This window comes from Microcoleus sp. T3_D1, from assembly GCF_036700405.1.
GTDB lineage: Bacteria > Cyanobacteriota > Cyanobacteriia > Cyanobacteriales > Microcoleaceae > Microcoleus.
Genome location: NZ_JAUBOV010000127.1, coordinates 1 through 12,443 on the forward strand (window position 1 = coordinate 1; position 12,443 = coordinate 12,443).

Genomic DNA, 12,443 nt, shown 5'->3' on the forward strand with positions numbered 1-12,443 from the left:
TAGAGTCGAACTCATGCACTGGCTAATTTCATAAATTCCTTTTTTTGTCAACTCCTAATACTGAACCGACGCCCTAGGGGATGAATTCGCCGGAGCCCTTTCGGTACTCGCTATGGGAATTAATTCGCGCGTACTTTTTCAGAATACCGTTCTTCCCGCCACCGAGATTCAGCTTCCGCATACCGTCGTTCTGCGGCGGCGATTTCCTCCTCGTAATGCTTGATTTTGTTACCGTATTTGTGATTCAACCACTGAATGTCATGGGCGAAACTTTCCTTCAATTGTTCTTCTTGGGCTTGCATCCATTCAATTTTTAACTGAGCCACTTGTTCCGGCGAATAAGTACCAGCGGGCGGTTCATACTGTTCGGCAACTTGAGCAACATCCTCTTTAAACTTAAAGTACCGCTGTTCCCGTTTCTCATCCTGCTCTTTTTCGATTTGATGCTTTTCGGTCAAATACCAGCCGATTTGAAAGTCCGCTTCTACCATGTCCCAATTCTTCAAACGCCCGCTGGTATCGCCTTCGCTGACAAATTTTTCGCGACGCAGGTTTAAGGCTTGCTCATAGGCGAGTTCTCGCTGTTTCAGAGCAACTTCTTCGTCTATTCCGGCAATCTGATTTGCCTCCAATTCGGTGATTTCTTTAGGGAGACTATCTTCGTATTGCCCAATTAATGAGCGGGCGTGTCCCGGCATTTCAAAGGCATCATTTTGCAGGGAGGCGGCTCCCCATAACATTACCACGGGCAAACTAGCTGCGATCGCATTTAAGACAATTCCCCCCGGCAATCCCAACCCAATGACAATCCCCAGAGACATCGCATACTCCGTGCCGCTCAATCCTACGGCTAAACCGACATCGCTGAAGGGTAGTTTCTCCAAAAATTGACCTTCTACTTGTAGCACTAAGGCGGTTTGAGCTTCGTAATAAAGTGCGCCAAATTCATTTTTGGGGGGATGAGCTTGTTTTTGTTTTTGGATATCCTTCAATGCTTGCTGAGTGCCGTTTTTCTTGCGAGAATGTTCCATGACTTTCATCACTTTTTTATCCGCCACCACCCCCGCAGCCCCGCCGATGAACAAACTTGCTGGAATGCTCAAACTTCCCATGCCGGAAGTCAATATTCGCGCTCCCGCACTGAAGGTAATCGCACTGATTAACCCTACCAAAATATTGACTATTTTCTTGGTTTCCGGGTTGGGGTGGCGCTTTGCTAAAGGGGTTAAGTCGTTAATTCGTGTTTTGGCTTTTTCTCCTTCTGCGTATCGTTTTTCCCGCTGACTCATTTGGGATTTGATTTGTTCTGGGAGTAGGGCTGTTAATTCTTGGTGTAGGTATTGCCATGCTACGATGCTGGCGGCCGAATTGTGGTTATGATTGGTAGAAGTCATTGGTTTTACCTCGATTTTTGAGCTTGATAAGATAGTGTCGTTACAGTTTGAAGATTTAGGCAGAATTCTGAAAGAGGGAAGTTCGGCAACGGATTTAACGGATTTAACGGAAGTGCTTTGGTAGTTGTTGTAGACACAGGAAATCTCTGGCTCGTAGTGAGGACTTGAGTCCTCAGAAGAAGGACTGAACTCCTTACTACGAACCGAATTAATTTGACTTCGCAGTCATTTTTCGCGCTTTGGCAAAGGCTGCATCAATACAAGGACTCATCGATCGCCTAACTGCATCTTCATCTTTGCCTTCGTCTAAAACACAAATACTCGCTTTGCCGCTCAATTGCTTACTCAAGTCTTCGTATAATTGACCTTGGGGCACGATAAAAGAGATAACTACTCCCTGTTTTTCGATGCCTTCAACTAGGGTTTTGACTCGACTAAAATCGATGCCTCTTTCCCCTTGACGAGGCTCAAAATCATTTGCTACAATGGTGAATACCCCCGGATGTTTGTTAGTTTTCTGCTGTTCTTCAATTGCAGTTTTCCCGCGTTCCAACAAGGCAACTAGAGAAGTTCCGGGTTGTTTGTTGGTGAGCGATCGCCCATTGTGTTGACATTCCCCCATTAGGGTTAAACTGTTGGCAATGGAGATGGTTTTGGTGACTACGGCCCGATCGGCAAACGGAATGCTAACAGCGGTATCTCCGGGTTTGTAATGTTGGCTGCTGAGTTGACAGTGGGTTTGTCGCTGTAAGGTGTAGCGCTCGGCAGAGGACGAGTTATCGTCAGCGCGGTAGTGTACGATGGGTTGAGTGGCGAGTTCTGGGTAAATGAAAGCTGCAAGGGCGATCGAGCTTGCACCCACAGCAGCTACAATCGCAGGAGACTTGTACCAAACTTTCTCGGTTTCTGTTGTAAAATCAATCATCATAGGGACTTCTCCAGTGCGCTTTTGAAGAGATGTCGCAGGAGTCACCCAGTTTTCTGCAAATTCCAAAAATAAATCAGATTAAACCTATCAAATCCTATTGATAGCACAGGATTTGATAGGAAGCGAATTCTATTCGCCAGGATTTGGTAGGGCGGTCTCTACAATTTGTCGATCGACCTTTTGGCTTTATCTGCCAGATTTTTCACCGCATTTTTAGCATCTTCTGCTGCGTGGCGGGCGGCAGCTTCGGCTTGTTTGGCTTTGCCTTCAACCTGGTCTTTTCTGTTGCCCGTGATACTACCGAAAATTTCCTGAGCTTTGCCTTCTAAATTTTTGCCGATCGCCTTCGCTCTGTCTTCTGTACTCATAATAAGCTCCGTTTGGCAAGTTGCTATAGTAACATTGTAAAATTAACTCCCCTGCAATTGCCTTTAACTTCATATTAATTTATATTCTGCTTGACATCGGTCTTATTCTGATGATTTACTTCCGGCAAACACGTCACTCAAAAATTCAAGGATTTTTTTTTTACAACTGTATACCTCCGCAAAATTAGTCATAACTTAGATATTGCACCCTTCTAAATTAGGCTTTTATGAACAGGCAAGATGCCTGTTCCACAAGAAAATTTATCTTTTGTGGAACGGCTTTTATGAACAGGCAAGATGCCTGTTCCACAAGAAAATTTATCTTTTGTGGAACGGGCATCTTGCCCGTTCTTGAAAATGGTGCAAAATTCGTCCTAAAAAACTATTTCAAACTCGCCGCAGCAACTTTAATCGGTTCCAGTAATTCTAACGGCAAATGCAGCATATTCAATTGGGTGCTATCTGCTGCTTTCCTTTCAGGATCGGGGCCGTGATAATCGCTGCCACCAGTTGCCAGCAAACCGTAATGAAGACACAAATCTTTCAACTTTTGGATTTGGCTAGAACTATGGGTGGGATGGTATACTTCAACTCCCATTAAACCCGCATCTACTAATTCTTTTAAGACTTCCTCAACAGCGCCGCCGCGAAATAAATAAGGGTGAGCCCAAACTGGTACTGCGCCGCAACTCTTCAGTAAATCAATGCCTTCGACGATCGAGAATTTCTCGTAATGCACATAAGCCGGGCCGTCATCTCCCAGCCAGCGATCGAATGCTTCCCGCGATGATTTGGCGTGACCCGCTTTTACAAGTGCAGAGGCAATGTGAGGCCGTCCCGGTGCCATTCCTGGGGATGTTTTTGGCAGTTCGATCGCGTATCCCATTGCTGCTAATTTTTCGACCATTTCCTGCGATCGGCGAAACCGTCCTTCCAGGCGATCGTTCAAAGGAACACGCAACTTATTTGCATCGGGATAAAAACCTAAAATGTGCAGGGAACGGCCGTTGTGAACGGTGCTGAGTTCGAGTCCGGGGACTATTTCGATACCGTGCAAAGCAGCAGCGGCGAAGGCTTCATCCCAACCCGACATCGTATCGTGATCCGTGACGGCCAAGGCGCGAACCCCCGAGGACGCCGCCGCGGCTACGAGTTCGGCAGGGGTGAGAGTGCCGTCGGAATAAGTAGTGTGACAGTGGAGTTCTAGCATTTTTTCTGGTAAGTTAAAGTCGGCGAAATCTGCAATTATTCCCCTCACTCACGCGACATCTATCGTCCCTGCGATCGACAAGTGTTTGGGTAATTTCTATCTGTTAGCTGTAATAAGTTGTCGCGCCTTTAATTGGGACATTTCTGTTTATTAAAAGCTTGCGTGGGGTGGGCATCTTGCCCGCCTTTTCAGTAGAATTTAGATTCAGAATACCTTAGCTATTTCTTAATTTCTCGCATTGGGTAAAGGACACCCTCTGGCAATTTGGGAGGAACCGGCGATATTTCAATACTTTGTATGTTGTGAACTGGGATAACTACCAGTTTATCTGCCAATTCGAGAATTACCGGGTCTGCTGTCAACATTTTGTGCAGGCGAGTGCCTAAAGTTGCTTGCTCTCCTACTGTTCCCTCTGGCGCAATGAACTGGAAGTGTTGCTGTTTGCCGTTGGTATAGTGGATTGTCAGATTGATAATTCCTTCTTGGTTGGTTGCTTGCATAATTTTTTTCCCTAACAGTCGATCGGGACTTGGCAAAATTAACAATAAATCAAAACTGGCGATCGCACCACGATTGGAAAGCTCGTTGGAAAGCTTTTGACAAGACCAGGCTGTCGGTACGAAAGTCCGGTTACTGCTAATTTTACCACAAAAACTGTACTGAAACTCGCCAACTTACCCAGTATACAATTGGCAGTCGCGCTGTCTTTGCTCCTTAATGCGCGAGCTCCTTCGCCAGCAATATTTGGTCGATCGGGCTTTCTTGTATGCCAGTTGGCAAAGTGGCTCAATTTAGCCTCTGTAGCGACTTGACTCAAAGCGGTCTCAAGTCTTACAGCAGAGGCATTTGAGCGCTTTGGGTGTCAAGGTTTTTCGAGGTGGGAACTGTGGAGGTTGAGATAGCGGCATTCTGCTGTCACTGCCGTAGAGGATTTTTTTATAAATTAATAACATAACATTCAGGTACAGCTTATGAAATCCACACTTTGTTTTCCAGAAACTTCTATTGAATCTAACACCGTTGCTGTTAATAATAATGCTAGTGACTCTTGTATCCTTGCAGCTTGGATTGACTTAGTAGGAGGAGATTTTGAGAGCTTGGGAGGAGATGATTGGCTTCCCTTGTGCGGCGACATTGATGACGGCGAAATTTACCGGGAATGGTTTTTGTGGCAAGACAGCGAAGTGACTCAAGAGTGGGAAGCTTACGATCCAATTACTAATTATCGAGTTGTGGCACCTAGCCGAGAAATGATGATTTCTCAAATCGACAAAATAGAAGATGCCCGAAAAATTTAGTTGAGCGGGAGAAGGTTAAATCTTGATTTTCAACTATCATAAAAATTCTGTTAACAAACCCGGTTTCTCCCAACCACATTAAAGAAACCGGGTTTTTCAGACCAAAACTCTAGGTGTGGGTAGAGTTCCACGGGCCGAATATAATTATTTAGGTCGCTACTGCTTTTTGTTTTTCTCGTTCTAATTTCCGCTGCTTCAAGGCGGCAAGATTTTGTTTAATTGTGTCGATCGCCAATCCAGCCTCCTGCTGTTGGTATAATTCGCTGGCACGGATCAAATCTGCAACAGCCTCGTCATCCGATCGCAAATTTGCAAAAGCCAAGGCGCGATTGTGGTAAGCTTCTGCCAAAGTTGAAACTTGTTCTAAAGCGCTGGTAAATTTATCTTTGGCTTTGCGGTACTTTCCCGACTGATAAGCTTCAATTCCTTGTTGAAAATAAACGGAAGCTTTACTGCCGCTGTCGGTATCTGGGAATTCTGGGTAAGTTAAAATTGGTTCTTTAAAAAGTACAGAAATGCTGCCCTTGCCGAAGTAAGCCCAAGTCATTGTTCCCAACCCAATCCCCAGCACGAGGGCAATAATGACAGACAGAGCAATAAAATTGGTGAGTTCCATAGAGCAATATTTGTTGTATTATAATATGATAAGTTAATTCCTAACTTCTGCACCAATGGCTGCGCGGATTTACCTCCACTGGAAATGGTTTTTCGGATCGCTAGCTTTAGTATTGTCGATCGGCTTAATTACTGCAACTGCAAGTTCTGACGCCGCAACCAACGCGCAAACTCAAGCAGGGTGGCAATTGTTGCAGCGGGGGGAGACGGGGTTGGTGGTAGCAATGCGACACGCGATCGCCCCAGGTACGGGAGATCCTGCTAACTTTAAGTTGGGCGACTGTTCCACCCAGCGCAATTTATCAGCACAGGGACAAACCCAAGCCAAGCAAATTGGAGCCGAATTTCGCAACCGCAACATCAAAGTTGCCAGAGTTTTATCGAGTCAGTGGTGTAGGTGTTTGGAAACAGCAAAACTGATAAATTTAGGCAAAGTCGAACCGTTACCAGCGTTGAACTCGTTCTTTAGCGACAGCAGCAAAGAAGCCAGACAAACAGCGACAATTCGCAAATTAATTGTGGATAACCGCAACACTAAAGGCGCAATTATTATGGTAACTCATCAAGTAAATATTACCGCGATCACTGATATTGTACCGCAAAGTGGCGAAGCTGTGATTCTCAAAGGATCTCCACAAGGTAAAATCCAAATAGTCGGACGAATTGGAGGATTTTAAAGATAGAGAAAGTTATAATAATATTACCAATTCCCCCTTACTAATTCCCAATTACAATTTATATGAGTTTCCAATACAGCGCCGCCATAGTGACTTTAGCCGACCTTGATAAGGAAGTTCTCGTTAAATTTTACACAAAATTTCTCGACATAGAACCAAACCCTTACATTCCCAATACTTATGCTGAATTTCAACTCCCCGGCTTAAGACTCGGCATATTCAAACCCAAAGATTCCCACAAATCGGAATTTGCAAATCGAGCAAAAACAGGCATGAGTTTGTGTCTGGAAGTCAGCGATATCGAAACTGCGATCGCCCGAATTTGGGCTTTAGGATATCCGCCCAGCGGAGAAATTATCAAAGCTTCTCACGGTCTAGAAATCTATGCCTTCGATCCTGCCGGGAACCGCATAATTTTACATCAACCCATGCGAATCTAGGATAATGGCTAATGATTTGTGAACTCTCGATCTTCTCTTCCTTAGCGTCTTCGCGGTTCGTTCAAACTCACATCTTGCACCATTCTCAAGAACAGGCAAGATGCCTGTTCCACAAAGAGTGAATTTTCTTGTGGAACAGGCATCTTGCCTGTTCCTAAACAAGTAATTGAGAATGGTGCAACATCTCAGTTCAAAAAAACATCTAGTTCACAACCCGCTGAGGATTGCTATATAAGTTATGCAATTGCTTCACCACCTTCGCAATCACATTGTAAAACCAGCCTTTACAACTCAAAACGGCCTTAACTGTCTAATCAGTTCAGCAAAACTATAAAAACTGATAATTAATAACAGCAAGGCTGTCAGATGAGTTAGCTGAAATTGAGGCCGCGGCCCGATGGATTCCCGCACCAAAATTGAAAAAGACGAACCAATTATATAACTCAAAGACAGCGTTAAATACTGCCACTGCAATGTTACACTCCACAGCCCCAGCAAAATCATCGCCAAAGTCAACATTACCAACTCAACAAAGCGAGGCGGATTGTGCTGAGTAGACAGAATCAAAGTGTCCAACCAATATTGCCAAGGTCTCATGTTTTAGCGATCGAGCTTTTAGATTTAGCCTTCTAGCTTAACCTACGATCGCCATTCAGTTTGTTGCTGCAAACACCTTAAAGCCTCCGCCGTCTCAACCTGCGGAAATTGCCCGTAAAAGCGGCTGACACTGTAAAAAGGTTGAGGAGTCTTCAGGACGATCAACTTATCGCCCATCTGGGCCAAAAATCCCATCAAATCTGCCGGGGCCACAGGCGCGCAAATCCACAAAGCCAGCGGTTGCTGCGACTGCAAAGCCTTAGCCGCCACAGCCATCGTCATCCCTGTAGCAATGCCGTCATCTACCAAAATCGCCAAAGCCCCCGCTGCGCTGATATTTGGGCGTCCCGGAGACAAATCTACCAGCAGAGATTGAGCATTATTTTGAGCCACCGGCAATGCTGATTTTTGCAAGCGCCAATTCTGCAGCTTTTGCTTTTCCCAGAGGACATGACCGTCAGCAGTTGCAGCCCCGATCGCCAATTCTAAATTATCTGGGCGAGTAATTTTCTTAGCGACAACCACATCCAAAGGACAGCCCAAGCGGCGCGCAATCGGCACAGCAACGGGCAAACCCCCGCGCGGCAAGGCGTAAACAATCGGTTTAACAGCCTCCTGTGCGGTTAAATCCAACTTGCCGAGCTCGCCCACAACTGCCTCGGCCAGTTTTTCGCCTGCATCGGCGCGATCGTCAAAAAACGGGTTAGAGAACATATTTTTGCCTGTACGAGCTCAACCAAACAATTGGAGATTGTGCCAGTGTTAATTTGAGAAAAGTGCGATCGACAGCATCACATACAAGCTTCTAGCCAATCTCAAATCACCAAACCCGATCTAAACTATAAACTCTAGACTCCAAAATATCTCCCTAATTGTAAAATTTATGTCCAGCGACTTGCAACTCAGCCTTTTTGACAACAATCAAAGTGCCACTTTCCAAACAGACTCAATACCAGCAAATGCCAAAATTCCCATTCCTCCCGGCACTTATCAAAATATGGAACAAATCGGCGAGCACTGCAACCGCTGCTACCGCTGCGAATTGGGCAACAGCCGCACTCACGCCGTCATCGGGCGCGGCAATCCTCAAGCCTCAATTTTGATTGTGGGAGAAGCGCCCGGACAAAACGAAGATGAAACCGGATTGCCCTTCGTCGGGCGATCGGGCAAACTGTTAGATAAGATTTTAGAATCCGTGGGATTGAGTGCAGAAACCGACGTATTCATTGCCAACGTCATCAAATGTCGCCCTCCCAACAACCGCCCTCCGACAGCCAAAGAAATCGAAGCTTGCAAACCATACTTGCTCGAACAAATCCGCATCTTAGACCCCAAAATTATTTTATTAACTGGTGCAACCGCCCTCAAAGGTTTGCTAAGCGACAAGCGACCCATTAGTAAAATCCGAGGTCAATGGATTGAATGGGAAAATCGTTTGTGTATGCCAATTTTTCACCCGTCGTACTTGTTGCGAAATCCCTCCCGTGAACCGGAGACTCCGAAATGGTATATGTGGCAAGATATGCAGGCTATCAAGGCTAAACTGGATGAATTCAAAGAGCAATTATAATATTTTTTTGTTTGTGCTTTGTATGGGCGGGTTTCACGAACAATAATTGCCTAAAACAGATAATCTCGTAAACCCCCCCCACGGTAAATAGCTCAACCGAAAATTCGTGGATTTTCTGATACCTCTGTCAGGAACAGGCAAGATGCCTGTTCCACAATAAAATTATTTTCTCTCAGGAACAGGCAAGATGCCTGTTCCACAATAAAAATTATTTCATGTGGGGATTAGGGGTTGGGCGTCTCGCCTGCCCGCAAGATGCCTGTTCCACAATAAAATTATTTTCTGTCAGGAACAGGCAAGATGCCTGTTCCACAATCACAATTATTTCATGTGGGGAGTAGGGGTTGGGCGTCTCGCCCTCCCAAAAAATACAATTTAGTTGCGAGACAACTTATTTTTTGCCTGACAATCGCGCAACCACAAACGAATAGCCTCAGCAATTTCGCTTTCACTATCTTGACTTAATAAAGGACGAATATCAGCCGCATTACCAAACCGAGAAACAAGTTTTGCCAATTCCCAACCGTTTTCCGTTTTAGTTAAAAACAACCAATGATATTGCTGAATTTCGACTCGTTCTCCCCCGCGATACTGCCGTTCCAAAGTAGTAATAAAAACTTGACTGGCATTTTCAGGAAGCGCATCTTCAAAATTTAAAGGTAACGGTTCAAACTCCGGGCGGCCCGCTAAAATTATTTGAGGCAGCGCGTAACCGGGCGGTGTGTTAGTGTTACGAGAAAAGTGCGATCGCACAATTACGCGATTAGCATAACTCGGCAAATCTTGCAACAGACGATCGACCAAAGTTTCTAAATCAGCCGGACAGGGCGATCGGGCTAACAAATCATACCGGCTTGCATTTATACTGTGAGCATGATTTGTCCCAAAATTAATCGCCAGAGTTGGAATTCCAACCATCGCAGCCACAATCCTACTTATGAGAAATACATTCAACCGCCAAAATACTCCTCATCGATCTTAGTCCGCCAATTGTCAAAGCAAGGCTCATCTGCTACAATATCCTGTATCTACACACGATAATACAGCGATATGCAGCACTGGGGACAGGGACAGCAGCTACACGAAGGTAAATACTTAATAGAAGAAATCCTCGGCGGTGGCGGTTTCGGTGTCACCTACCGCGCTAAAAATCGCAAAGCAGGTAAGTTAGTTGCGATTAAAACTCTGAATGCTATCCAACAAGGAAAGGCAGATTTTGCCAAGCGCCAAGGCAAGTTTATGAATGAGGCGCTGTGTTTGGCTAGATGCCATCATCCTCATGTTGTCGAAGTTTATGAGGTGTTTCCAGAGGGCGATTTATGGTGTATGGTGATGGAATTAATCGACGGGATTGATTTAGCTGGACATCTGGAAGATAACGGCATTTTGTCGGAAGAGAAAGCTTTGCCAATTATTCAACAAGTGGGAAATGCTCTGACTTTTATTCACCAGCGAAATTTGACTCATCTTGATGTGAAACCTCAAAACATTATGCTAAGAAAGCGGGGTTTTGAGGCAGTTTTGATTGATTTTGGTTTGGCGCGACAGGCGACGACACCGGGAAAGTTAAGGACTAATAGTAATTCCGGGACTGAGTGTTTTGCACCTCTGGAATTGTTGGAAAGACGAGCGGAAATTGGTGCTTATACGGATGTTTATTCTTTGGCGGCGACGCTGTATGTGATGCTGACAGGTGAGTTGCCGTTTCCGTCGCAATTTAGGAAGCAAAATGTGCCTTTGATTCCGCCGAAACAGCATAATTATCAAATTAGCGATCGGGTGAATGCAGCGATTATGAAGGGGATGGAGTTGGAACCGCAAAATCGCCCCCTGTCGGTGCAGAAATGGTTGAATTTAGTGATGCCTAAACAGGCAACTAATTTAGTAATGCCTAAATTCGTTGCTAATGAGGTAGAGTTGGTTTCTGCGAGCGATTATATAAAATTGCAAAATTTATTAGCAGCAGGAAAGTGGCGAGAGGCGGATAGCCAAACGGTGAGCATTATGTTGAAGGTGGCTGGGCTGGCGAATGAAAAATTGCACGATATAGCAACGATTGAAACATTTCCCTGCGAAGACTTGCTAATGATTGACCAACTTTGGGTAAAATACAGTAATGGGCGCTTCGGCTTTAGTGTGCAAAAGCGCATTTATCAAAGTCTGGGAGGAAGCAGTAAGGAACCCCACGCTTAAAAGCGGGGGCTTTTGGGAAGTCCGGCTCGTTCCGAGCGGTGCAAGAAGAAAGCCCGAACCTTACCAGAGACAGGATTAGACCTACGTTTTTAGAGTCATGATACCGGAGAATGCGACGCTAGTTTTCCGCTCTATCGCCAAAAGTTAAACAGGATTAACGGGGTTAAACCAGTGCTTTTGGCATAACAAGCTCATAAAACATTCTCGAAGCGAACTTTACCCAGCAATGGAGGACATTAAATGTCTAATTTCGTTTTTGTAGTTGATATCCACAAACGACAGCTCAACCCAATCCGCCCAGGATTGGCACGTAAATTGCTAAACAATGGCAAAGCTGCCGTCTTTAAAAGGTATCCATTCACGCTAATTTTGAAAGTAGAGGTAACAGTACCACAAAAACCAATCACTCTCAAAATAGATCCTGGCTCAAAAACTACTGGAATCGCATTAGTGCAAGGAGATAAAGTAATCTTTGGTGCAGAACTAACCCACCGAGGTCAAACTATCAAAGCCAGTCTGGAATCTCGCCGTTCATTGCGTAGAGGCAGAAGAAATCGCCATACCCGCTATCGTCCAGCTAGATTTCTAAACAGAAATCGCCCGAAAGGGTGGCTGGCTCCAAGTTTGCAACATCGTGTCGAAACAACCTTGACTTGGGTAACTAGATTGATGAAAGTCGCTCCTATTGCTTTTATAGCTCAAGAGCTTGTTAGATTTGATTTGCAACAACTAGAAAACCCAGAAATCTCTGGAATCGAGTATCAACAAGGCGTTTTACATGGCTACGAGATCCGCGAGTATTTGCTCAACAAATGGGACAGGAAGTGCGCTTACTGTGGTGTAACTAATGTACCGCTACAAGTTGAACACATTCATCCCAAAGCTAAAGGAGGTTCCGACCGCATTTCCAATCTTTGCCTTGCTTGCGATGCTTGCAACAAAAAGAAAGGCACTCAAGATATTGAGCAATTCTTATCTAAAAAACCAGAGATTTTGAAGCGGATTCTATCTCAAGCACAACGTCCCTTAAAAGACGCAGCAGCCGTTAATTCGACTCGTTGGGCGTTATTTAATCGACTCCGTATGACTGGTTTACCAGTTTCTACTGGTAGTGGCGGCTTGACAAAATTCAATCGCACTCGTTTGCAGCTAC

The 12,443-nt window shown here is 45.1% G+C and carries 17 protein-coding genes; 6 read left to right on the forward strand and 11 right to left on the reverse strand.

Annotated features, from left to right (window positions below; genetic code table 11):
- Positions 1–119 precede the first annotated feature (119 nt).
- The 7 genes from QT992_RS31670 to QT992_RS31700 form a co-directional block, all read right to left on the reverse strand.
- Complete coding sequence (locus QT992_RS31670) at positions 120–1,394, reverse strand: hypothetical protein (protein WP_333314440.1); 1,275 nt, start codon at positions 1,392–1,394, stop codon at positions 120–122.
- 208 nt (positions 1,395–1,602) lie between these two features.
- Positions 1,603–2,322: a hypothetical protein gene (locus QT992_RS31675; protein ID WP_333314442.1), complete on the reverse strand. Its 720-nt coding sequence runs from the start codon at positions 2,320–2,322 to the stop codon at positions 1,603–1,605.
- Between the two features lie 158 nt (positions 2,323–2,480).
- Positions 2,481–2,690: a CsbD family protein gene (locus tag QT992_RS31680; protein ID WP_333314444.1), complete on the reverse strand. Its 210-nt coding sequence runs from the start codon at positions 2,688–2,690 to the stop codon at positions 2,481–2,483.
- 217 nt (positions 2,691–2,907) lie between these two features.
- On the reverse strand, positions 2,908–3,030 hold the full coding sequence (locus QT992_RS31685) for a hypothetical protein (RefSeq protein ID WP_333378553.1): 123 nt from the start codon (positions 3,028–3,030) through the stop codon (positions 2,908–2,910).
- Between the two features lie 42 nt (positions 3,031–3,072).
- Positions 3,073–3,900, reverse strand: a complete 828-nt coding sequence (locus tag QT992_RS31690; protein ID WP_333206190.1) for a PHP domain-containing protein — start codon at positions 3,898–3,900, stop codon at positions 3,073–3,075.
- A 218-nt stretch (positions 3,901–4,118) separates the two neighbouring features.
- Positions 4,119–4,400 carry a hypothetical protein gene (locus QT992_RS31695; protein ID WP_190740781.1) on the reverse strand — a complete coding sequence of 94 codons (282 nt, stop codon included), beginning with the start codon at positions 4,398–4,400 and terminating at the stop codon, positions 4,119–4,121.
- 38 nt (positions 4,401–4,438) lie between these two features.
- Entirely contained in the window at positions 4,439–4,717 is a 279-nt protein-coding gene (locus QT992_RS31700; RefSeq protein ID WP_333314447.1) for a hypothetical protein, read from the reverse strand.
- A 154-nt stretch (positions 4,718–4,871) separates the two neighbouring features.
- Between QT992_RS31700 and QT992_RS31705 the strand changes: the two genes are divergently transcribed.
- Complete coding sequence (locus QT992_RS31705; RefSeq protein ID WP_333314449.1) at positions 4,872–5,198, forward strand: hypothetical protein; 327 nt, start codon at positions 4,872–4,874, stop codon at positions 5,196–5,198.
- A 148-nt stretch (positions 5,199–5,346) separates the two neighbouring features.
- Here QT992_RS31705 and QT992_RS31710 read toward each other — a convergent pair whose 3' ends face one another.
- Positions 5,347–5,814: a hypothetical protein gene (locus QT992_RS31710; protein ID WP_333314450.1), complete on the reverse strand. Its 468-nt coding sequence runs from the start codon at positions 5,812–5,814 to the stop codon at positions 5,347–5,349.
- 55 nt (positions 5,815–5,869) lie between these two features.
- On the opposite strand from QT992_RS31710, the gene QT992_RS31715 reads away from it, so the two are divergent.
- Positions 5,870–6,490: a histidine phosphatase family protein gene (locus tag QT992_RS31715; protein ID WP_333314451.1), complete on the forward strand. Its 621-nt coding sequence runs from the start codon at positions 5,870–5,872 to the stop codon at positions 6,488–6,490.
- A gap of 62 nt (positions 6,491–6,552) precedes the next feature.
- Entirely contained in the window at positions 6,553–6,930 is a 378-nt protein-coding gene (locus QT992_RS31720; RefSeq protein ID WP_333339281.1) for a VOC family protein, read from the forward strand.
- Positions 6,931–7,221: 291 nt separating this feature from the next.
- Here QT992_RS31720 and QT992_RS31725 read toward each other — a convergent pair whose 3' ends face one another.
- Together QT992_RS31725 and QT992_RS31730 are read right to left on the reverse strand one after the other, a co-directional pair.
- Positions 7,222–7,527 carry a hypothetical protein gene (locus QT992_RS31725; RefSeq protein ID WP_333339284.1) on the reverse strand — a complete coding sequence of 102 codons (306 nt, stop codon included), beginning with the start codon at positions 7,525–7,527 and terminating at the stop codon, positions 7,222–7,224.
- 42 nt (positions 7,528–7,569) lie between these two features.
- Positions 7,570–8,241, reverse strand: a complete 672-nt coding sequence (locus QT992_RS31730) for a phosphoribosyltransferase family protein (protein WP_333339287.1) — start codon at positions 8,239–8,241, stop codon at positions 7,570–7,572.
- Between the two features lie 169 nt (positions 8,242–8,410).
- Here QT992_RS31730 and QT992_RS31735 point away from each other — a divergent pair, with 169 nt between their 5' ends.
- Positions 8,411–9,097: a uracil-DNA glycosylase gene (locus QT992_RS31735; protein WP_333309059.1), complete on the forward strand. Its 687-nt coding sequence runs from the start codon at positions 8,411–8,413 to the stop codon at positions 9,095–9,097.
- Between the two features lie 375 nt (positions 9,098–9,472).
- Here QT992_RS31735 and QT992_RS31740 read toward each other — a convergent pair whose 3' ends face one another.
- A complete protein-coding gene (locus QT992_RS31740) occupies positions 9,473–10,015 on the reverse strand; it encodes a hypothetical protein (protein ID WP_333339291.1) in 543 nt (180 codons plus the stop codon).
- Between the two features lie 132 nt (positions 10,016–10,147).
- Here QT992_RS31740 and QT992_RS31745 point away from each other — a divergent pair, with 132 nt between their 5' ends.
- Both QT992_RS31745 and iscB read left to right on the forward strand, forming a co-directional pair.
- Positions 10,148–11,290, forward strand: coding sequence for a serine/threonine-protein kinase (locus tag QT992_RS31745; protein ID WP_333339294.1), 1,143 nt, complete (start codon positions 10,148–10,150; stop codon positions 11,288–11,290).
- A gap of 240 nt (positions 11,291–11,530) precedes the next feature.
- Positions 11,531–12,443, forward strand: a 913-nt coding sequence (gene iscB, locus QT992_RS31750; RefSeq protein ID WP_333378555.1) for an RNA-guided endonuclease IscB, incomplete at its 3' end; no start/stop codon positions are given.